The 22,190-nt window shown below is 50.3% G+C and carries 19 protein-coding genes; 7 read left to right on the forward strand and 12 right to left on the reverse strand.

All coding sequences use genetic code 11. The features are described from left to right. The 3 genes from LKK83_RS21495 to rppA form a co-directional block, all read left to right on the forward strand. Window positions 1-619: multicopper oxidase domain-containing protein (locus tag LKK83_RS21495; RefSeq protein WP_324633385.1), on the forward strand; the 619-nt coding region annotated here is incomplete at its 5' end. Continuing rightward, window positions 619-1,626: a copper resistance protein B gene (locus tag LKK83_RS21500; protein WP_324633386.1), complete on the forward strand. Its 1,008-nt coding sequence runs from the start codon at window positions 619-621 to the stop codon at window positions 1,624-1,626. The genes LKK83_RS21495 and LKK83_RS21500, both read left to right, overlap by 1 nt. Window positions 1,627-1,954: 328 nt before the next feature. Next, window positions 1,955-2,644 (forward strand): two-component system response regulator RppA, encoded by a 690-nt coding sequence (gene rppA, locus LKK83_RS21505; RefSeq protein WP_324633387.1) that lies wholly within the window; start codon window positions 1,955-1,957, stop codon window positions 2,642-2,644. A 66-nt stretch (window positions 2,645-2,710) separates the two neighbouring features. Here rppA and LKK83_RS21510 read toward each other — a convergent pair whose 3' ends face one another. The 7 genes from LKK83_RS21510 to LKK83_RS21540 form a co-directional block, all read right to left on the reverse strand. Next, complete coding sequence (locus LKK83_RS21510; RefSeq protein WP_324633389.1) at window positions 2,711-5,221, reverse strand: CHAT domain-containing protein; 2,511 nt, start codon at window positions 5,219-5,221, stop codon at window positions 2,711-2,713. A 349-nt stretch (window positions 5,222-5,570) separates the two neighbouring features. Next, window positions 5,571-6,221 carry a Uma2 family endonuclease gene (locus LKK83_RS21515; protein WP_324633390.1) on the reverse strand — a complete coding sequence of 217 codons (651 nt, stop codon included), beginning with the start codon at window positions 6,219-6,221 and terminating at the stop codon, window positions 5,571-5,573. Window positions 6,222-6,321: 100 nt separating this feature from the next. Beyond that, entirely contained in the window at window positions 6,322-7,584 is a 1,263-nt protein-coding gene (locus LKK83_RS21520; RefSeq protein ID WP_324633391.1) for a SufS family cysteine desulfurase, read from the reverse strand. A gap of 365 nt (window positions 7,585-7,949) precedes the next feature. Further along, entirely contained in the window at window positions 7,950-9,317 is a 1,368-nt protein-coding gene (sufD, locus tag LKK83_RS21525; protein ID WP_324633392.1) for a Fe-S cluster assembly protein SufD, read from the reverse strand. Next, window positions 9,317-10,105 carry a Fe-S cluster assembly ATPase SufC gene (gene sufC, locus LKK83_RS21530; protein WP_324633393.1) on the reverse strand — a complete coding sequence of 263 codons (789 nt, stop codon included), beginning with the start codon at window positions 10,103-10,105 and terminating at the stop codon, window positions 9,317-9,319. The genes sufD and sufC overlap by 1 nt, the downstream gene beginning before the upstream one ends. A 93-nt stretch (window positions 10,106-10,198) precedes the next feature. Next, window positions 10,199-11,635: a Fe-S cluster assembly protein SufB gene (sufB, locus tag LKK83_RS21535; RefSeq protein ID WP_324633394.1), complete on the reverse strand. Its 1,437-nt coding sequence runs from the start codon at window positions 11,633-11,635 to the stop codon at window positions 10,199-10,201. 129 nt (window positions 11,636-11,764) lie between these two features. Then, window positions 11,765-12,127, reverse strand: a complete 363-nt coding sequence (locus LKK83_RS21540; RefSeq protein WP_324633396.1) for a ferredoxin-thioredoxin reductase catalytic domain-containing protein — start codon at window positions 12,125-12,127, stop codon at window positions 11,765-11,767. Window positions 12,128-12,403: 276 nt separating this feature from the next. Between LKK83_RS21540 and sufR the strand changes: the two genes are divergently transcribed. Together sufR and LKK83_RS21550 are read left to right on the forward strand one after the other, a co-directional pair. Next, window positions 12,404-13,069, forward strand: coding sequence for an iron-sulfur cluster biosynthesis transcriptional regulator SufR (gene sufR, locus LKK83_RS21545; protein ID WP_324633397.1), 666 nt, complete (start codon window positions 12,404-12,406; stop codon window positions 13,067-13,069). Window positions 13,070-13,171: 102 nt separating this feature from the next. Beyond that, window positions 13,172-13,426 carry a hypothetical protein gene (locus tag LKK83_RS21550; protein WP_324633398.1) on the forward strand — a complete coding sequence of 85 codons (255 nt, stop codon included), beginning with the start codon at window positions 13,172-13,174 and terminating at the stop codon, window positions 13,424-13,426. A 181-nt stretch (window positions 13,427-13,607) separates the two neighbouring features. Here the strand turns inward: LKK83_RS21550 and LKK83_RS21555 are convergent, their stop codons facing one another. From LKK83_RS21555 to LKK83_RS21565, 3 genes are read right to left on the reverse strand one after another with little or no spacing between them, the layout of a single operon-like run. Further along, entirely contained in the window at window positions 13,608-14,246 is a 639-nt protein-coding gene (locus LKK83_RS21555) for an FHA domain-containing protein (RefSeq protein WP_324633399.1), read from the reverse strand. Between the two features lie 5 nt (window positions 14,247-14,251). Next, window positions 14,252-14,941, reverse strand: coding sequence for a hypothetical protein (locus tag LKK83_RS21560; RefSeq protein WP_324633400.1), 690 nt, complete (start codon window positions 14,939-14,941; stop codon window positions 14,252-14,254). 18 nt (window positions 14,942-14,959) lie between these two features. Then, window positions 14,960-15,838, reverse strand: coding sequence for a hypothetical protein (locus LKK83_RS21565; protein ID WP_324633402.1), 879 nt, complete (start codon window positions 15,836-15,838; stop codon window positions 14,960-14,962). A gap of 136 nt (window positions 15,839-15,974) precedes the next feature. Here LKK83_RS21565 and LKK83_RS21570 point away from each other — a divergent pair, with 136 nt between their 5' ends. Further along, entirely contained in the window at window positions 15,975-17,216 is a 1,242-nt protein-coding gene (locus LKK83_RS21570; protein ID WP_324633403.1) for a glycosyltransferase family 4 protein, read from the forward strand. A 15-nt stretch (window positions 17,217-17,231) separates the two neighbouring features. Here the strand turns inward: LKK83_RS21570 and LKK83_RS21575 are convergent, their stop codons facing one another. Then, entirely contained in the window at window positions 17,232-18,416 is a 1,185-nt protein-coding gene (locus tag LKK83_RS21575; protein ID WP_324633404.1) for a glycosyltransferase family 4 protein, read from the reverse strand. Between the two features lie 365 nt (window positions 18,417-18,781). Between LKK83_RS21575 and LKK83_RS21580 the strand changes: the two genes are divergently transcribed. Continuing rightward, a complete protein-coding gene (locus LKK83_RS21580; RefSeq protein WP_324633405.1) occupies window positions 18,782-19,990 on the forward strand; it encodes a hypothetical protein in 1,209 nt (402 codons plus the stop codon). Between the two features lie 248 nt (window positions 19,991-20,238). Here the strand turns inward: LKK83_RS21580 and LKK83_RS21585 are convergent, their stop codons facing one another. After that, on the reverse strand, window positions 20,239-22,167 hold the full coding sequence (locus tag LKK83_RS21585; RefSeq protein WP_324633406.1) for a sensor histidine kinase: 1,929 nt from the start codon (window positions 22,165-22,167) through the stop codon (window positions 20,239-20,241). Window positions 22,168-22,190: the final 23 nt, after the last annotated feature.

Genomic DNA, 22,190 nt, shown 5'->3' on the forward strand with positions numbered 1-22,190 from the left:
CGAGGAGGCACATTCGCAACATAGTATGTCTCACGGCAATGAGGCACATTCGCAACATGGTATGTCTCACAGCGAGGGCGTCATGCACGGCCCAGACGCTCACGGTCCGGGCAACGTCGGGAAGCCGATGATGGTGGGAAGTCGGCTGCACGAACCGGGAATCGGCTTAGAGAGTACGGATACCCACCGCGTACTGGTCTACACCGATTTACGCAGCGTGAAGCCCGGTTACGACCCACGGGAACCCGAACGAGAAATCGAACTCCACCTCACCGGGAATATGGAACGATATATGTGGTCGTTTGATGGCAAGAAGTATTCCGACTCCCCAGAAATTACCTTCTACAACGGGGAACGATTGCGGCTGACCTTTGTCAACGACACCATGATGGAACATCCCATTCACCTGCACGGCATGTGGATGGAACTGGACAATGGCGCGGGTGAGTATAAACCTCGCAAGCACGTGGTCAACGTCAAACCTGCCGAACGCTGTTCCGTAGAAGTCACCGTGGATGCACCGGGTAACTGGGCATTTCACTGCCACCTGCTTTATCACATGAAGGCGGGAATGTTCCGCACGATCGCTGTGGTCGATCGCCCGGTGGAGGCTAGCTAATGAAATTCCGAAGCACAGATTTCCCCTCTCTTGTGGCAGGGTTAATTTCTCTTCTCAGCTTGATGAGTTACGCCCCGCACATGCGGGCAGAAGAACACCCCCCCTCCGGGATAAAACCCCCGGGATTTGAAACCATTTACTCCACCGTAGAAACCGCGAATGACACCGGGAAAAACCCAGGCTGGCTTGTGACAAACCAGCAGCAAGAAAACCGAGGATTTAATCGGGAAACACGCCCACAAGTCCAGGGCGCAGAATTGCTCTTACCCCTAGGGGAAAATCGCCCAGAAACCCTGACAACTCCTGTAGAAATCCCTAACGATACCGCGCAAGAAGACTGGCCTTTACCCGTCAATGATAGTCGAACTTATTGGTCCTTACTCATCGAGCAATTTGAATCTCGCAACAACGAGGGAGAAGCTTCCTTTAATTGGGAAGGATTAGGTTGGGTTGGTGGCGACTACCGCCGGCTTTGGTTGAAAACTGAAGGTGAGGTGGCTCTCGTGGAAGACACGGGCGGTGAAGCTGAAGTTCAGCTTCTTTACGGTCAGCTCGTTGCCCCTTTCTGGGATGTGCAGGCCGGTCTGCGGTACGATAGACTTTATGGTTCGGAAGGCGATCGCGGTCGTGGCTTTGCGGTGATTGGCGTTCAAGGCTTAACCCCTTACATGTTCGAGGTTGATGCGGCGCTATTTGTCAGTGAAAATGGCGATGTTTCGGCGCGATTTTCTGCCGAATATAAACTGCTGCTCACCCAAAGATTGATATTGCAGCCGGAATTTGAAGTCAATGTTTCTGCCCAGAAAGTCGCGGATTTCGGTGTAGGTTCCGGTCTGAATGATATCGATTTAGGACTGCGAATGCGGTATGAAATTACCCGTGAATTTGCACCCTATGCGGGAATTTCTTGGAGCCGCAAGTTTGGCGAAACTGCCGACTTTGCACGAGAAGAAGGAGAAGACGTGGATAATTTCGCAGTGGTTGGCGGTCTGCGACTGTTGTTTTAAGCCAGAGCGCCAATCGGGTTGGGGATGCTTTTAAATCCCATTGATGGAATCGGTGGGTTTCCTGGAGGAAATACTACCGATTCCTGTACTGCAATGTTTCGATCCAGCTTTTTCTGTCTCCGCTCATCTCGATTTCGTTTATAATTATCTCGCCAAGAGCGCATTTTTCATGTAGGGAAAGCACGCCGCCCACATCTGTCATGGGCGGAAATTTAGAAACCATTCAACACCTTACTTACATGAAAACTGCTCTATCCATTGCTTACTGCCCTTGACTGATTAATTGAGCTAAGGGCATTCGCCGGAGATTAAGTCAGGAAAAATTAGTATGAGAGTTTTGTTAGTGGAAGATGAGCCGGATTTAGGGGCGGCAATTAAGCGCACCCTGACCCACGAGGCTTATATTGTGGACTGGGTGCAAAATGGTACCGATGCCTGGGGGTATTTAGAAAGTCAGTGGACGGAATATACCTTGGCCATTTTCGATTGGTTACTGCCCGGTTTATCGGGACTGGAATTGTGCAAGCGACTGCGAGACCGGAAAAACTCATTACCGGTGTTGATGCTCACCGCAAAAGATACAGAAGCCGATAAAGTGGCGGGGTTAGATGCTGGTGCGGATGATTATTTAGTGAAGCCATTTGGAATGGCGGAATTGTTGGCGCGGTTGCGGGCGCTGCAGCGGCGATCGCCTCAAATCCAACCCCAGCAACTACAGTTAGACAATCTGACCTTAGATTATGGCAGTCGCACTCTTTATCACCAAAAAACCCCCAGTGAATCGGTGCCGATCGCTTTAACCAATAAAGAATTTCAGTTACTCGAATATTTTATGAGACACCCGAATCAAATTGTCAATCGCGACCAAATTTTAGCCCAGTTATGGGAATGGGGCACAGAACCGGGAAGCAATGTGGTGGCGGCACAGATCCGACTGTTGCGCCGCAAGCTAGCGGACAATAACTGCCCCCTGGCGATCGAAACGGTGTATGGACTCGGCTATCGCCTCAAACATTGAAGTTGCGCCGGGGGGCAACTTTTTGGGTGCAAGCAAATTGAAACAATCGGCGATGTTATCTGTCAATTATTCCGCTTCTCCAATCAAGGTAAACCCCGCCCAATCTCGCGGATGGGGATATTGTGCCATTGTGTAGAGCATCGCTTCTCGCAAGGCGATCGCCTTATCGGGTCGGTCCCGCATTTGCCGATAAAATTCGGTCATTAACTCGGCGGTGGGTGCGTCGGGGACGGCCCAGAGAGACACCACCACACTGGGCACGCCGGCAGAAATAAAAGCACGAGACAACCCGATAACGCCATCCCCGGTAATGTTGCCTCTGCCGGTGTTGCAGGCACTCAGCACGACGAGAGAAGCCTTCAGGTTTAAATCCAGGATTTCCCCGGACGTGAGAAACCCATCTTCGGTGGCGGGGGTTCCGTCTGGGGTTTCGCCGAGGGAGGCTAAGGCGATCGCCCCGGGAATGCCAAATCCCAGGTGTTCGAGTTCGTCGAGTAAGCCGTGGGTGGCTAGATGGATGATACTTGCGTGGGGCATTTTTCTCACAATTGCTGCTTCGGTGGCGGCATCGCCGATGATGGCTTCGGTTGCCAATAGCTGGGCAATGGCGATCGCTTCTGCTTCCGCACCGGGTAACGGTTCTAAGGGGACTGGCGCTTCCCCTAACTCTAGGGGAATGCTGGGCATGGTGGGATTGCCCACCACTAACGTATCCTCTCCAGTGGTGGGTGAGGTCTGCGGGGAATTTTGTTGCCGTTGCTGACGGGTGAGGTCGAGTACCTGAATGGAAGGGGCGGTGAGAATGGTATGGTTTTCGATTAAATAGGTACCTTGTTTGTCTTGCAAGGCGGGGAAGGGAATTAAAAACAGCGCCCCTTGCGGGATGAAGATAACCCGATCGCTGGGATTTTCAGGCAGCAAATCGGCGATCGGTTCGATGAGGAGCTGGTAACTTTTATATAGTCTCGGAATCAGTCGCCGGGTGGGTTCGGTTTCCAACTGTGCCGGAGAAACCAGACGTTCCGCGTTCAGTTGCATGGCGTCGCGAGTGCCGCGTACTGCGGAAGTCACCGCGCGGGTGGGCCATTCGGTGCCGCGACTGATTCCGGTTGCCGCCGCAACGCGCGATCGCTCGGCAGAATCTTCGATGGACAGATCCAGTTCGGCGAGATCCACGGAGCGAAACGATACCGTTCCCTGGGGCTGAATCACCCAAATATACAACTCGGACAATCCCAGGGCATAGGTGACTAAGGTGGCCTTTTGCGCTTGGGCAATGGCTTTGATTTGTTCCACGGTGGGCGGTTCGGCGGCGATCGCCGCTTTAGAGTCTTCCGCAATCCGCGAGGCGATCAGTTCCACAAATGCCCGCGCCCGACTGCGTTCGGCGATTTCTAAGGCGTCTTCGGCTCGATTTTGGGCAATCAGCGATTCGAGCAGATAGAGATAGGTATCCGCTTGTTTCTCAAACAGAGATACTTTGTTATCGTCAGTCAGCGAGGGGCGCAGGGATTCCCAGACGGCGATCGCCCGCCACAGTTTCTCACTTGCAGCGGCGAAGTCCCCGGCCCGCAGCAGCGCCAACCCAATCCGATCGAGGCTCCACGCTTGCCAAATGCGATCGCCGAGTTCGGTTTCGATTTCTAAGGCTTCTTCGTAATACTCTAACGCTTTTTCGTAGTTGCCGCGATCGAGATAAACATTTCCCATCCCGTGCAGGGTCGGGCTAAACCCTGCCAAATTTTCCATCTCTTTTTCCAGGGTTAACGAGTCTTCGTACAACTGCAGCGCTTTGTCGTATTCCCCCAAACTGTGGTATGCTGACGCCATGTTGCTTAACACATTCGCTTGTCCGGGTTTATACCCCAATTCCCTGTCGATCGCCAAGGATTTCTCGTAAAGCTCCAAGGCTTTTTCGTAGTCTCCCAGTTCGGAATAAAGGTAGCCGATATTATTCAGGCTAACCGCTTGCGATCGCGGTTCGTCTATCGCTTCTAAAATCGCCAGAGAGCGGCGGTAGAAATCCAGGGCTTTTTCCAGTTGTCCCAACCCTCGGTAAAGGAGACCGATGTTATTGAGACTGGTCGCTTCCCCTAACGGATCGCCGATTTGTTGATAAATAGCCAACGAGCGATCGTAAAACTCTAAGGCATTTTCATACTGCCCGATACTCTCATAAATAGAAGCAATTAAGTTAAAACTGTTTCCTTGCCAACCTTCCTCCCCCAAGTCTTGAAAAATGGCTAATGCTTGCTCGGTCACGCTTAATGCCGCTTGATATTCGCTGAGATTTGCCCGCGCCCACCCGATATAATACCGGGCAATTCCTTCTGCTTCGCGATCGCCCAACTTTTGCACCACTTCCAGATAGTTCTCGAAGGTTTGCAAGGCGTCTTCATACTTGCCCTGGGATAACTGCGATCGACCCTGTTGAAACAGCATCCCCGCATCAAATTCTAACACCTCTCGCGGCACCTGCGCCGATGGGCGATCGGCATTGTCACTCAAAGCATCTCCCGATGGCGGCATACCCCACCCCTGTGCGCCGGGGAGAGAGAACAGGATCGTTGCCGTCACTAAAACACTAAGGCGAGGAAGTTGGAACAGCATAAGCAGGGTTTTCCAGTACCATAAAAAAGCCACCCGCAGAACGTTGCCCCCCAAACAAACCCCTTTCGCTTCGCGGTGGCTAAATTTCCATTTTAATTTGTCTAATTGTATTGGATTTTTGATAAAAAAGGCGAAAAATTAATATTTTTTTTACAACCCGGAATTTTATCCGGCCAAAACTTCTACCATTTTTCGATTTTGGTGTTAGAGTTGGGTACCCACCAGTCCCCGAAGCAGATGCGATGAATCGCGTCTCTACAAGAGGGGGGGGCGAGGCAAACCCGGACGATCGCCAATCAACAGACAAACCCTGGGGTTAAGAACTGCCCCTTTCGTGGAGTTTCTCCCGCACCCAACTGCGAAACGCTTTGAGCGCAGCAATTTCGCCGCTGGTTTGACTTTCCTCGACAAACCGCGCCAAATCGCGCACCGAGACCACCGGAAAGGCAACGCTCAATTCCCGCTCTACATATTCTCCCTCGACAAGCTGATAAAACGTCAAAACCCCTCGGTTATATCGCCACAGTTCCGGAACTTGCAGCGCCGCGTAAATGCCCAACTTATTGATAGAACTGTGGGTCAGATCCACTTCAATCGCTAAATCCGGTGGCGGATCGGTTTCTAAATTGAGTTTTTGCTTGCCTCTAACCACAGGTTCGCTTTGGATATAATAGCAATTATCCGGTTCGATGCCTTTTTCTAACGCTTCTTGCTTCAGAGTCATCGACCCTGCACTTTTGAGTTCCCGGTTTAATTCTTCCGCTAAGGCAAGGACAAAATTTCCCAGATTGCTCTTATAGCTTTCGTGTTCTAAAAGAGGCGTCATAATTTCGAGTTGTTCTCCATCATAAGCCCATCGAGAACCGCGATCCTCACCAGTTTCTTGTAGCAAAGCGGTAAAGGTTTGCCAGCTAATCGGTTTGAGGACAGTTTTTTGTTCTCCGGGAATCCGATTGGTTGCTATCATCTGCGGGTTGCCTCACTGCGTCACAAAATGCGATCGCGCCGGGACTTGTTGACGCCCTTGTGCTTCGCCTGATGGCTGGGCGGAAGCCCAGCCATTTGAATTAACTAAATATGCCGCTGAAAAACTCGATCGCCTCTTTCAGCGCTGCGATAAACACGTCGATTTCTTCGCGAGTGTTGTAGAAATATACACTCACCCGGGCAGTGGACTGTGCCCCGATCGCGCGGTGTAGGGGTTGAGTGCAGTGGTGTCCGGCGCGGATAGCGACCCCGGCGCGGTCTAAAATAGTCGAAAGGTCGTGGGGGTGAACGCTACCGCAGGTAAAGGAGGCTAACGCCGCTCTCCCAGAACCATCGGGCTTCGGTTGCGGTCCGTACACTCGCACTTCCGAAATTTGGTTTAACCGCTCGAATAGATACTTAGTGAGATATTGTTCGTAAGCTTCGATTTGCTCCATGCCGATACTGCTGATATAGTCGATCGCCGCCCCCAGGGCAACCGCTTCCCCGATCGCCGGCGTTCCCGCTTCAAAGCGATGGGGCACGTCGGCGTAGGTAGAATGGTCTAAAAACACATCGGCAATCATCTCGCCACCGCCCAAAAACGGCGGCATCGATCGCAGCAAATCCAACTTCCCATACAAAAACCCGATCCCGGTAGGGGCGCACATTTTGTGACCCGACGCCACCAACCAATCGCAATCCAGGTCTTGCACGTCGATTTTCATGTGAGGCGTACTTTGACAGGCATCAATCAACACCTTCGCCCCCCATTCGTGGGCTAAAGCGGCAATTTCTTTCACCGGATTAATGCAGCCCAAGGTATTAGAAACATGAACCGCCCCAACCAATTTTGTCTTCTCCGAGAGCAGGGATTTATATTGCTCCATGTCGAACTCTTCGGTTTCCGTCAGTTCGACAAACTTCAACACTGCCCCGGTTTTTTGCGCCAGAATTTGCCAGGGCACTAAATTGCTGTGGTGTTCCATCACCGTGAGGATAATTTCATCCCCCTCGCGGATATTGCTCGCCCCCCAAGTATTGGCCACCAAATTAATTCCTTCGCTGGCATTGCGGGTGTAGATAATTTCTTTTTCTGAGGCGGCATTCACAAAGAAGGCAATTTTTTCTCTCGCCCCTTCATAGGCATCGGTGGCGCGAGAACTGAGGGTATGGACGCCTCGGTGAACGTTGGCATTGTCGAGATGATAATAGCGGCGCAGGGTGTCGAGAACCTGCACGGGTTTTTGCGAGGTGGCGGCATTATCCAAGTACACCAACGGTTGCTCGTTGATGTCTTGCTTTAAAATCGGAAAGTCGTCGCGCACTCGGTCGGCTAAGGTTTTTTCGGTTGTGGCTATCATGGGATTCAAGAAGGAACGATAAACAATAAAGGGTGAATTGAATCGAGGGTTAAACTCCTCATCCCTGGGTTAAAACCCGGAAGGCTAAGCGCTCAATTCCTCTTGAGGAGGACTGAAGAAATTATAAGGAGTTAGTGTAGTTTTTTTCAGGTTTAGGGGGTTTTAACCAAGTTGCGCTATCAGCCTCAAGAATGAATTTACGGGGAAAAAGCAGGAAGCCCTCGGGAATGGAATTTCCCCCCGGGAGAGACTTCCGAGTCGGGAAGTTTCTCCGGAAATTGATTCTTTCGGGGGGATGGGGGGGTGGGTCAAATGTCAGGGAAAGTTGAACTCAGACTTGCCCTGTTACCCGGGGAAAATTCTCCCTATGCGCGGCAAGCAATACAGCGAGACAGATGGGTTTTCAAGGATTTTATCGGCAAATGGTCGATAATTTCTCCGGCAAACCCATCGATGAGCAAATTGCGACTGGTGGTCGCATCTAAACCGCGACTTTGCAGGTAGAAGAGTTCGTCATCTTCTAGTTGGCTGACAGTGGCACCGTGGGCGCACTTGACGTTATCGGCGGTGATTTCTAGTTGCGGTTTGGTGTTGACGCGCGCTTTGGGGGAGAGCAACAAGTTGCGGTTGAGCTGACTGGCGTCAGTCATTTGCGCGGGTTTGGGAACGAAGATTTTGCCGTTAAAGATGGTATGGGCGCGATCGCCGATAATGCACTTGTGCAGTTGGGTGCTGTTCCCGTGGGGGTAGTTGAGGGCGAGGGCGCTGTGAGTATCGGCCACTTGTTCCCCTTCGGCGCAGGTCAAGCCATTGAGGGTGGTATAAGTGCCTTCGCCTTTTTGGAACATTTCCAGATTGTGCCGCGAGAGCTTCGCGCCGGTGGAGACTGCCGTGCAGGTATATTGGCTGTCTCGCCCTTGGGCGATCGCGGTTTTGCCGATATGGAAGGAGTCGCTCGCCTCACGCTGTATTCGCGCGTGATTCACCCGGGCATTGTCTGCCAGCCAGAATTCCGTCACCGCATTGGTAAAATAGGGTTGTTTCCCCTGGGCGTGACACCACTCTTCCCCGGCAACCAGATACTCTTCAATCAGGGTACAATCGCTGCCCCCTTCGGCCACCACCAAGGTGCGAGGCTGCACCAGGGCGGCTTTCTCGCCTTTGACACTGACGAAGAGCAGGTGAATCGGGGTGTCCACGATCGCATTTTTGGCCACCCAGACCACCGCCGCATCGGTTAACCCGGCGGTATTGAGGGCGGTAAAGATTTCTTTGCCTCCCTCTACTTGGGCCAAATATTCCGGTAGGCGATCGCGTTGCCCCTGGGTCAATTGTCCCAGATTGCCCACAAACACGCTATCCGGCAATCCGGACACCTCGGACAGGTGCGGGGCATACACGCCATTGACGAAGACCAAGCGGCTGTCTGCCACTTCCGGTAATTCAAATGGCGCGATCGCTGCTTTCGGCAACTCTACCGTCGGCGCAGTCTCGAAATCCACCGCCAATAAAGGCGAAATATCCGTAAACCGCCATTCCTCATCCTTTTTCGTGGGCATCGCTAACTCGCGCACCCAGGTTCCCGCATTATCGCGCACCTGCTGCAACCATGCCGCCGTCGGTGCCGCGATGCCCCAGTCTTGCGGAATCACCCGCGCCGCACCGTTAAACGCCTGACGCAGCAGATTGTCCAGATAAGACACCTTTGGCTTACTCGAAACCTCAGCGGTCATTACACACCTACCTTAGCCCGATCGGCTTCTAGCACCCAGTCATACCCGCGCTCTTCCAATTCCAGCGCCAGTTCTTTCGTGCCACTGGTGAGAATGCGACCGCCTTCCATCACGTGGACGTAATCCGGCACGATATAATTCAACAACCGCTGATAGTGAGTAATCACCAGCATCGCATTCTCTGCCGAGGCTAACTGATTCACTCCATTGGCCACAATCTTGAGCGCGTCGATATCCAATCCGGAATCCGTTTCGTCCAAGATGGCCAGCTTCGGCTCTAACAGCGCCATTTGTAAAATTTCATTGCGCTTTTTCTCGCCGCCAGAAAATCCTTCGTTCAAACTGCGGCTCAAAAATGTCGGCGACATCTTGACAATTTCGAGCTTTTCTTGGATTAACTCGTCAAAATCAAACGAATCGAGTTCTTCCAACCCTTCATGCTTGCGGTGGGCATTATACGCCACGCGCAAGAAATCCAGATTGCTGACCCCCGGAATTTCTAGGGGATATTGAAATGCCAAAAACACTCCTTCCCGGGCGCGCTCTTCCGGTTCCAATTCCAGCAGATTTTTTCCTTTAAAAATTACCTCGCCGCCAGTTACTTCATAGGCTGGATGACCGGACAATACTTTAGAAAAGGTACTCTTACCGGAACCATTCGGTCCCATGATGGCATGAATTTCTCCGGCTTTAATTTCTAAATTAAAACCGTTAATAATTTGATTGCCATCCACATTCGCCGTTAAATCGCGAACGGACAGAATCACTTCGCTGTTTTCGTTAATCATTATCTCCTCGATGATTTGACAATTGTGCTATGGCGATCGGTTTGGTTGCCCGGTTCCCCCGATGCGGGAAACCGGGCAAAACAGGAAGTGGTTTTAACCCACGCTGCCTTCTAATTTCAGGCTCAATAGGCGATCGGCTTCCACGGCGAATTCCATCGGTAGCTGGTTAAACACATCCTTGCAGAATCCGCTAATCATCATCGACACTGCATCTTCCGCCGAGACGCCGCGCTGGGCGAAGTAAAACAGTTGATCTTCTCCAATCTTGGAGGTGGATGCTTCATGTTCGACCTTGGCGGTTTCGTTTTCCACCTGGATGTAGGGGAACGTATTCGCCTCGGCGTTATCGCCAATCAGCATCGAGTCACACTGGGAATAGTTGCGCGCGCCTTTGGCTTTCGGTCCCATTTTCACCAACCCGCGATAGCTATTGGCGGAGTTGCCGGCAGAAATTCCTTTGGAAATAATCGTGCTGCGGGTATTTTTGCCGATATGGATCATTTTGGTGCCGGTATCGGCTTGTTGTTTGTTGTTCGTCAGCGCCACGGAGTAGAATTCTCCCACGGAGTTATCGCCGACTAATACGCAACTGGGATATTTCCAGGTAATTGCCGAACCGGTTTCTACTTGGGTCCAGGAAATTTTCGAGTTTTTCCCTTTGCACAATCCGCGCTTGGTGACGAAGTTGTAAATGCCACCTTTACCATTTTCATCCCCGGCGTACCAGTTTTGCACCGTGGAATATTTGATGTCGGCGTCATCGAGTGCCACCAGTTCCACTACGGCGGCGTGCAGTTGGTTGGTGTCGAACATGGGGGCGGTGCAGCCTTCCAGGTAGGACACGGAACTCTTTTCTTCGGCGATAATTAAGGTGCGCTCGAACTGACCCGACTCGCCGTTGTTGATCCGGAAGTAGGTGGACAGTTCCATCGGGCAGGTGACTCCTTTGGGAATGTAGACGAAGGAGCCATCGCTAAATACGGCGGAGTTGAGGGCGGCGAAGTAGTTATCCCCCACGGGCACTACGCTGCCAAGATATTTTTTCACCAGTTCGGGGTATTCGTGTACCGCTTCGGAGATGGAGCAGAAGATGACCCCGGCTTCGGCGAGTTTTTCTCTAAAGGTGGTGGCGATCGAGACGCTATCGAATACGGCGTCAACCGCTACGTTGCTCAGGCGCTTTTGTTCGGACAGGGGAATCCCTAGTTTCTCGAAGGTCTCGAGAATGGCAGGATCTACCTCGTCGATGCTATTCAGTTTTGGCTTTTTCTTCGGTGCCGAATAATACACGATATCTTGGTAGTTAATCGGCGGATAGTGGACGTGGGGCCAGGTCGGCTCCTGCATTTTTTCCCACTGCCGATAGGCTTTGAGGCGAAATTCTAGCATGAATTCTGGCTCTTCTTTTAAAGCCCAGATGGAGCGCACGACCTCTTCGCTCAGACCGGCAGGGATGCTCTCGGATTCGACGTCGGTGACGAAACCGTATTTGTAGGGTTGATTGACTAAGGTTTTTGCTGTAGAAGTCATAGTTCGCGTGATTGTGTTCTCTCTCTTTTCAGGTTTTTCGGCGGCGGGTGTTCTCAATTCAGTCAACCGATTTAAAAAAAATAAGTATTTCTACGGGTTGACTTTTAGCCGTTTTGTGCTTGGTTCTCTTCAGTATTCATTCGTGGTCGCTCGAATTTGCTCGAAGTCAATCTCTTGTTGGTCTCCGGCAAAGTCGTTGTCTGGCGTCAGAAACAACATGCAGTGGCATTCTTTGCGCTCTCGCATGGGAATGCATGGGCAGTTCCAGTATGCTGCTTTGACTTCGGCTTCTTTATCTTCGTAGTGGCGACAAGGACATAAGGGGGCACCTAATTCTTCCTTGTGCTTGGCGAGTCCTTCGATCACCACAGAGGTTACGCCAAGATCGGCACAGAAATACGTTCCCGTGCGCTTCGCGTACTGTTCCGAAAAGCGCCGCATGGCTTCTAGGTTCTTGTCTGTGGCTTGTTTGGGGTTCTCTTCTGCACTCATTATGCGATTTGATATTAAGCAGCTAACTTCTTGGGGATCGGATGCCTGGGGACGAAGGCTCCAGGCGGCGCAAGCGGGGCTTTCCGCTTGTCCTGGCAACCGTCGCGCTTTCCGATTTTGTCGGAAAATGGGCATTCGCGATCGCCGTCTATATATAATAGGGTTAAAACAACACGAGTGTTGCTTAATTCCATTGTAGGGTATTTTAGCAACATCCGTGTTGTCAAAGTCCAAATTTGATTTTTTTTAGTGTTTTGGCGTTTAACCCCGAGGAAGATGATGACCACTACTCACCAACCTTCCACAAAAGAGGACATCCTGCAATACTTACTCAAGCAGGGTCAGGCTACAGCTCAGGAATTAGCTGAGGTCTTGGCGATCACCCCCCAAGCCATCCGCCGCCATTTAAAGGATTTGGAGGCGGAAAAGCTAATCGCGCATCAAACGGTGCAGGTGGGCATGGGCCGCCCCCAGCATCAGTACGAACTCACCCCGAAGGGTCGCGATCGCTTCCCCAGTGGCTACGATGATTTTGCCGTCTCTCTGCTCGATACCCTGGCGGAAACTGTGGGCCAAGATCAAGTCAGCACCATTTTGCGAAAACAATGGGAACGCAAGGCCCTGGAATATCGCAATGCCCTGGGCAATCGCTCTCTGGCAGAACGGATCGCCGCTTTGGTGGAACTGCGCAAGGCAGAAGGCTACATGGCAGAATATTATCCGGTCGAATCCTCCCCGGATGCGATCGCCGAGCGCTTTATGTTCACCGAACACAACTGCGCTATCTCTACTGTGGCTGAGTCTTTCCCTAGTGTCTGCGGTCACGAGTTGGACATGTTTGGCGCAATTCTCCCGGATTGTACGGTGGAACGCACCTACTGGATGATTGATGGGGAACATCGGTGTGGCTATCTGATTACTCCTCAGCCACGCGACAAATAACTGCCGATTTTAATTTTAAAATCCACAGTCAAAATTCTATTATTTCATATTGTCGCCCCTCGCGACATCAATTCATGCTGTCTAATTCCACCCCCCTTAATCATGGAACCTCAACAACCCTCCGCTCAGTTTTTAACCCCAGAAGAGTCTTATGCTGTTGATGGCGCGCTGCTCGCTTCCCACGAAAAGTTTCTAACCCGATTGACAATTTCTTCTTTAAAGCTGCTCAAGCATATCTCTCAAGATCTGTCGGTGCCGATGGAGGAACTTACGGCACAGCAGGTGATTGACTGGTTTGAAAAAGATGGCAAAATCCGTCGCGAAATTGGTCCAGATGCGGCGTTTTTGAAGTGGTGATCCCCCTTGATTCGCCAATCCCCTCTTTGAACCCCCCGGTTTTTTTCAAAAAGCCCCGCACCCAACAAGGGTAGGGCTAAATACAAACCTAGCCCGCCGAGGCGGGCTGTTTTTTGACTCGTTCCCAGGCCCAACCTGGGAACGAGAAAAATTCTCAATTATCTCTTCTCAATTCTCTATTTTAACTCGCTCCCATATCGGTTTCAAAATCGGTGTCGTTTTCGGTTTCAAAGGCTTCGTTATCCGCTTCGGTAAAATCCACCCGATCGCTGTGGCGATCGTACCAGTAGGAATGGCGGTGGGTGTAATAGTAGCTGCCCCAGTTATCGTAACGCCCGTACCCTGAGTAATATGAATATTCGTGGTAATCCACCTCGCGATCGCGCTGACCCCCTTCGCAATACGGACAACCGGTGGGGTCGAGACGCCCGCAGGGATGTTTGAATAAAAAACCGACTTTCAGATTGCATCCTTCCCGGTTGTCGCCGGTGATTCCACTGCCGATTTGTACGAGAATAGTGTAGGACCCGATTTGCAGGCGATCGCCATCCACCAAGGTGCTGCTTGGCAATTGCACTCGATTGATTTCAATCCCGGTGCTGCTATTACAATCCACCACAATCGCTTCGCCGTTATTTTCCTCAATGACAGCGTGATACTCGGAGACTAACCCATCATTTAACACCACCTGCGATACCGATTCGCCGTTAATTTCCCCGGGCATGGCATTCGGGTCGCGACCCAGGGCTATCGGCGTTTCTCTCAGGAATGTTTCCGTTTCTTGGGTGGAAACATTGGTGATAACGAGCTGAATTTTCATCGGGGTTAACCTCCGGAAAGATAAACCGCATAAGCCAAAGCGGCTTGTTGTTCGCGGGTGAGTTCGTCAAAGCCAAAACTGGCTAAGGCAATGGGCAAAAAGTCGTCTTTGGTATAGAGAACCGTTTCCTCGTTGGCATTTCTCAAAGATAGTTTGCCATTTTTCAGCTTCACTTTATAAAGCGATTGTTTGTCTGGGGTTTCTATCTCGTAGCCATAGTCGCGTTTTTTAATGCGGTAAATTTGGCGATCGCTTCCCGTCTCTAACTTGTAATCCCCATCGGTTTGCCGCCGCAACACGTACAATTCCTGGGTTTGGTCGGCATTCTTTATCTTCCAATATCCTTTTTCGCTGACCACATACCCGATCGCTTCATCTGCCGGATTTTTAATCTTGATTTTTTGCGTTTCATCCACGGTTAGCCGCGCCATTTCGGCATCCCTGGCATCCACCAATTTCGCCCCATCCGGTTTAAATTTAAACGAAAAAGCTTCGGTCTCGCCATCGAGTTTAAATTTAATTTTGTTCAAGGTGGTGTCCGGGTTGGGCACCTCCGGGGTCGGCGCGCTGGGGACGCTAGGACTGGCCATGTTGTCCGTTTGCGAGGGGGCATTGCCATTATTTCCACAGCTTGCTAAACACAAGGTCACGGAAATCAGGGACACCGATAAAACCCTTTTCACAATCCGTTTCATTTTCATCTACTCCTGGCATTATGCCGTGGTTTTTTTTGTCAGCTTTTGGGCTAAATTAAGCACCTGATACAAACTCATTAACATCATCGTCACCGTTTGATAAATACTCTCCTCGGATGCGGGTTTGAGTTTCACGGTGAGCTGCATTTTGTTGTCCGCAACTTTTAACCGCTTGACGCGCGCATTTTTGGGAAGTTGCACGGCTCCTTTGGCGTCATATTGTAAAATTTTGATGCCGCCATAGCGCTTTTTGGGGAAGTTTAAGCTCAGTTCCATTTGCTCCCCTTTGTATTTGATTTTGCTTTTAAATTTGGTTTTTCCACTGCGCGATCGCTTGGTGCCGGATTTTCTTTGAAAATTTTCCGTGGAACTTATAAAAAATTCCGTTCCATCCACAAAAGCTCCCTGCAAGACGAGCCAATTATCTTCAAAACTCTCCACTTTCCACCCGCGACGGGTGGGATGGGGGTCGGTGCTGATTTTCTTGCTGTCGTCTAGGGGTTGACTCAAAATCAGACGAATGCTCAGGGGGTGACTTTTGTCCCGATCGCGATCGAGCAGGTCGATAAAATTCTCTGCCAATCTATAGCGATGGTTGGGGATATTTTTTTTGTGATAGTTATGCCCTTGAATCAAGCCGACGATCGCCAGCCCCAAAAAGACCAACCACAATATCATAAAAACAGCAAGGAAGGCTCCGGAAAATAAAAACGCGACAAAAAACCACAGAAAAACCCCCACAAAGCCAATATTGCGAACTCGGTTCCAAAAGGCTTGCTTGTTCTCGACGACGCGATCGAGCTTGGAGATGTCATGCAAATCCTGGCAAATCTCTGAGGAAGGTGCTGTGGCTTTATAGGTTAAGGTTTCGAGCAACTTGTCTGGGTCGATGGACATAATCTAAGCAAATTCTCCTAAGTGAAGGGTCTGCATTGTTGTGAAAAACTTAACAAAACATCATCAATTTTTGTAAACTGTCCCGCATCGAGCCATCCTATTATAAACTAGAGTTTTCAGATTGGCGACTCTGTTGATGGGCGAAACAAATCGAGGGACGATCGCAACGATGAACCAGCCGCAAATTGCCTACATTTCTTTCGATATCGTACCCGCACCGAAAGGGGCAGCCATTCATATTGCTGCTTTTGTTAGAGCGTTAGGGGCTGCATTTGGCAATGTCGAACTGGTGACGGTTTCTCCCAATTGGGAAGCTATGGATCCACAAGAACGTTACCCGAATGTGATGCAAACCGCGTTACCGGCGGTGGGAAAAACCCTCATCGATCGCGTGATGTATTTCCGCACGATGTTGGGCAGTTGGTTTAAAAACAAACGGTTTGACGTGGTGCATATTCGGTCGATTTATGAGGGATTTCCGATTGCTTTGCAGAAAGAAAAATGCTGCGATCGCCTCATCTTTGAAGTTAACGGGCTACCTTCTATCGAACTCAAGTATCGCTATCCCGCCGTGGCAGACGATCGCGAACTCTTGCAAAAATTACACGCCCAAGAACAAATCTGCCTGGATGCAGCGGATTTAATTATTACCCCCAGTGGCGTCACCCGGGATTATCTGGAAGGGCGACAGGTTCCCCGGGCAAAAATTTGCGTGATTCCCAACGGCGTGGATTTAGACATCTTTACCCCAACTCCACAACAAGCATCGGCGGTGAATTTAGAGGAAAATTTCCCGTATCATTTAATCTATTTTGGCACTCTTTCTGCTTGGCAAGGTGTCAATATTGCAATCGAAGCATTAGCTCAGGTTAACGAACGGTTTCCGGCAAAACTGACGGCAATCGGACAGGCGCGATCGCAGCAAATTGAACGATTGCAAAAGCTGGCCAATAAATTAGGGGTGAGCGAAAATCTGCGAATTTTATCGCCCATGTCCCAAGGGAATTTAGTGCAGCAGATTCATCAAGCCGATGCGATTGTCGCCCCTTTAACTCCCAACGATCGCAATTTAATTCAAGGATGCTGCCCCCTAAAAGTGCTGGAAGGAATGGCAACCGCAACCCCCACCATTGCTACCAATCTGCCCGTGGTGCGCGAAATTGGCGGCGATCGCGAGCATTTTCTACTCGTTAAACCGGGTTCGGCGGGTTCCCTGAAAGATGCGATCGTCGAGTACCATTCTCAACCGCAATTCGCCGCCCGGTTGGCGCGCAATGCCCGCCAAAGAATTGAAACCCATTACACCTGGCAACAAGCAGGCGATGCCTTAATTGCCGCTTATCACCGCTTGGGAATACCATCCGTTTCCTACAATTAAAATTGTCGGTTGGAATTAATCGGAATTTAAGCGGTGGATGACCTGTTGCAGGCGGGCTTTTTCTTGGGCGGGGGAAAACTCGGCTAAAATGCGATCGCGAGCGGCTTGGCCGATTTTGCGGCGGTTTTCTGGGGGCAATTTCAAGGATTCTAAAATCGCATCGCCTAAATGATGCAGGTGCGATCGCGAGAGAATAAAGCCATTTTTGCCATGTTCGATCGCCTCGGGAATTCCGCCTGCATCGCTAGCAATACAGCAGCACTGGCAAGCCATTGCTTCGAGGAGGGAATTGGGCATTCCTTCCCACAATGAAGGGAGGAGAAAAAGGTCACAAAGCTGTAGGTATTGGGCCACAGAATTGCCATCAGTTAAATGTCCGGTAATGATGACGCGATCGCTGTCTTCTGGGTGGGTTGCCCCATACAATTGGAGGGCAGGTTTTTGCGATTCGCGCACTTCGCCGATAATTAACAAACAAGCGGGATAAACCTGTCGCACGGTACTCAAGGCACTGAATAAAAACCGCTGACCTTTCTTTTCGCGCAACTCTCCGGAAAAGCCCAAAATCACTTCATCTTCGCCGATGCCAAGCGCGTGGCGATCGGGGCGCATATCCAAACTGTTTTGCCTGTCTTCTGGGGGCGAAAATATCTGCGTATCCACCGCATTTTTCAGCAAAATAATATCATCCCGTCGGGTCAAACATTGAATTTTTTTCTGCAAATCTGCACTGACGGTGGTAATCAAACTAGCGCGCTCTAAAGTCCACTGTAGGCGGGCAAAATCTCCCGGGGGAAAAATGCCGCGATCGATATCGTTTCCCCTGGCGCTAACCGTGGAGGGTAAGTGGTTTAATTCGGCAAACCAAGTGGCGAGAAATCCCGCTGGAAAAAGATAGTGCCCCCAAACGGCATCATAAGGATGGTTTTCTTGCATCCAATCTAACAGATTCATGGTGTGGTTGAGGGTCATATCCCAATGACGATATCGCCCGACGCGGTAAATTTGGCGCGACTCTATATCCGGGGTATTTTCTCGGTGGGGAAAGGCAACTTCGCCTGCTTGCAAATAGCGCGTCCACACCAAAACATCGACGTTTAATCCCAGTTGACAGAGCGCTTCTGTGATGCGATCGGCACTTCTGGCTACGCCGCCAATATCTGGGGGGAATCTTTCGGTAATAAATAATAATCGTTTCACGTTGAAGTGACTCCGAGTATGGTGAATTTTCAAATATTTTAAGGGAATAGGAAGAAAAAATAAATTCAAGAAGCAGGGGGGATGAAATCCGGCTATAATCGCAGAGAGCCTTATTGGCAAATCGCCGAAAGCAAAATAGAATGCGGAATCCGGCTAGCAAACATCGGCATTAAAATTAGTCCGCGCAGGCGGACTTTGTTTGCCCAGTCGCGACTTCTAGTCGCCCGGATATTTCTAAGGGTCAGTTCAAAAACTGGTCGGCGATCGCAATTTTGCAGGGGCGATCGGGGCTAATGTCTGGGGTACATTGCCAGGGTTTCCTTGCTCTGCGGGTGAAAGATTTTTTCTGTTTAGGTGCATTGACCATGAATTTTGAATTTCCTCTCGAATCCATTCCGGAATTCATTAGTGAATTTTTTACTCTATTAACCGAAACCTACATGCTAACAATGGCACAAAACCGAGAACAAGTTTATCAAGATTTCCTCGAACAAGAGTCTGGCTTCAACGCGCAGAAATTGGCATTTCTCGACAAAGGAATTAAAACCTCCCCTTACCACACTGCGGTATCGGATTATCCCAATCGCTTAACCCAACGACCGACTTTAGCATTAGCCGGGGCGAAAACCTATCCGAATGTGGGAGAAGTTCCCGAGATTGATGAGCAAGCTTTACATTTTCTTCATCCCGATATCAAACAAGCTTGTGTCTGCGTGGGTGGATCGGCGGGGGGACCGTTGAAAGCGCGCTGGTTGGGTAGAAATGCCCTAGATAAAGAGCAGTTTTGGAGTGCGACTAAAATTATTCCGATTCTCAACTTACTTTCTCAGTTGAAAACCGACGTGCAAAGCAGTGAAGTGCGGGGCGAGGAGAAAAGTTTCAGTTTGTGGCAACTGTTTGAGGATGTGGTCACCTATGAGGAAAAAATCGGCAGTTCTAATGCGATCGCGGCAATGTTTAAGTGTTTCCAAACCTATCAGGGTTTAGAAGAGTGGATGATGAACGTCACCGGAAATCATCATGCGGAATTCCAGGGACTTTATGGCGAGGAACCGTTGATTGCATCGCCGAAAGTCTGTCAGGGAAACCGGGAAATATTGAGCGCCGCCCCGGAAACGAAAAAGCGGGAAACTCAACCGGGGGAAAACTTGGTGACGGCTTACGATTTAACGCGGTTAATGTCAATGGTGGGATGGCACTTTCATCTGCCCCATGAGGCGCAATTTTCCATTGAGTGGGAGAATTTAAAGCCATTTATTGTGGCGTTGGGGAAAGATATTTCCCGTTACCTGGATGTGGCGATCGCCAAACTGGGAATTACCGAAAATCTTCAATCTCCCGTGATTCTCTCGAAAATGGGATTTGGGTATAGCAACAGTCGCAAGCGTACCGAACTGACTTACACCTGCTTTACCCAATTTTCCTACAAAGGAATGCCGATGTCAGTGGCGATGACATTGCGCGGGGCGAGAGCATTAGGAAACTTCGATCGCGAAGCAGTAGAAATTGACGCCCGGATGGCCACTGAAGTGACGGAAATTTTGAGAAGATTAGTGAGTGAAGAGTTAAAATAAGCAATTCTGCAAAATAATTTGTCCGTTTTTTCACCGCAAAACTGTAGGGTGGGTAATGCCCACCTTATCTCTTAATTTCTGTTACCAGACTCTACCTAAAAATTGCCATTCAGCAGCCACCGAGCTATCCAATTAAGGGCGTTTAGCACGCCGTTTTCTTGCCTAATTTTTCACCTAAAGCTACGCTGATGCCGGGTTTCTTCGGGGGTTGGCCAGGGAATGGCTAATGGCTGGTTGTGCATTATTTATTACCCTTTCTTTGCGGCGGTATTTTGTTTAGGTTCTTTCACCACTGCGGGCAAAACCACGGTAAAAGTGGAACCCACATCAAGCTGACTTTCTACCACAATTTTACCGCTCATCATGCGGCAAAATCGCTGACCGATCGCGAGTCCCAAACCAGTTCCGCCATATTTGCGGGTGGTGGAGGCGTCGGCTTGGGTAAAGGCATTGAAAATATGCTGCAGCTCTTCTTCACTCATGCCAATTCCGGTATCTTTTACCCGAAAAATGATAAATTCACGCGGCTTTTTCTCCTGAGATGGCAGTTGGGTGTCGCCGGATTTTTCCTTAGTTATGCGTTGACTAGATAGAGTGATGACGCCGTTTTTGGTAAACTTAGCGGCGTTACTGAGCAGGTTTAACAAAACCTGCTTGATTTTGGTGCGATCGCCGTACATGCTGCCTAGATTTCTGGCGCATTTTAATTCCAGGGTATTGTGATTTTTATCCACGAGGGGTTGAACGAGGGTCTGGATTTCCAGGATGAGGGTGTAGATATCGAAATTTTCCAGGGAAAGGGTCATTTTGCCCGCTTCGAGTTTGGAAATATCCAGGATATCGCTGACGATGGTGAGGAGATTTTTCCCCGCTTGCCGAATGTTATTCAGGTCGGGGATTAAATCCTCGTAACCTAAATCTTCCATTTCCTCTTCGAGCAAATCGCTATAGCCAATAATTGCATTGAGCGGGGTGCGAAGTTCGTGGCTCATATTGGCGAGAAATACGCTTTTAGAATAGTTAGCAGACTCGGCAGCTTCTTTCGCCTTTTGCAGTTCAAATTGGGCCAGTTTGCCTTCGGTGATATCGCGCACGATCGCCAGCACTTCTTGCTCGCCACAGACCACAAACCGAGCTTCAAAATGGCGACGGCGATCGTTGATAAACCACTCGTATTCAAATACTTGGGTTTCGCGCGTGGCTAAGGTTTGCTGGACGTAATTGAGATACAAATCGGCAATTTCTGGGGGGAAGACTTCCTCTACATTTTTTCGCAAGAGTTCCCCTTCTCCTTGGGGTCTGATGATGGTGTCGCCTCTTCCGCCTTTGTAATCCACAAAGGTTCCATCTTCGGTAAATCCAAACATTAAATCGGGAATTGCAAGCAGTAAGGCGACATTTTTGGCTTCGCTTTGGTGGAGTTGGGCGGCACGTTCTGCCATGCTTTCAAACAGTTCTCGCAGGCGCTCGCTCATGGTATTAAATGCACGAGCGAGCATGGCGAGTTCGTCATCGCGATGAATCTCGATTTGATGGGTTAAGTCTCCTTCGGCAATCTGTTCGGTGCCGGCGGCGATTTCTTGCAGCGGTTCTGCAATCGAGCGGGCGAGCCACATGGCGATCGCAGTTCCGAGTGACCCTAATACAACGATTGCTGCCACACTCAGGCCGATCGCTTCGGTCATTTTTTGCTGTAGCGGTGCAGTGGATAAAGCCAGGGTGACTACCGCGATCGCCCGATCCCCTTGTGCTACCGCTGTGCCGGCTAATAGTCGCTCATCGGTCCACTGGTAGATGACTTGGTTGCTTTCCATCACCGCCTGCACGAACGGATCCGGCTTCGATCGCGGCTCCTGTCCGCTCAAGTCATCGGTTTCGGCGAGAAGAGTTCCGTCCGGTTGGTACACCCACCCCGAGATCGCCATCTCTTGCGTCCCCAGTTGTTCCACCAATTGCTCGAGAAACTGTCTGTCTTCATCGGCGATCGCATCGGCTACGCCAACCTCTAGAGAATCGAGCAATATCTCCGCCTGCTGTTCGAGTTCTTCGCGCAAGGTCTGCTGCTGAGTGCGAAGATATAGCCCGGTGACGCTTGCCACTGCGACAATGACAAACGTGGTGACCGAGAGGGTGAGTTTCGTGGCAAGCGAGCCTTTTCTCCAGATGAATTTACCCATGTAGTTTCCGTGTTTTTACTCAG

It is taken from the genome of Phormidium sp. CCY1219 (genome assembly GCF_035615515.1).
Taxonomy (GTDB): domain Bacteria; phylum Cyanobacteriota; class Cyanobacteriia; order Cyanobacteriales; family Laspinemataceae; genus CCY1219.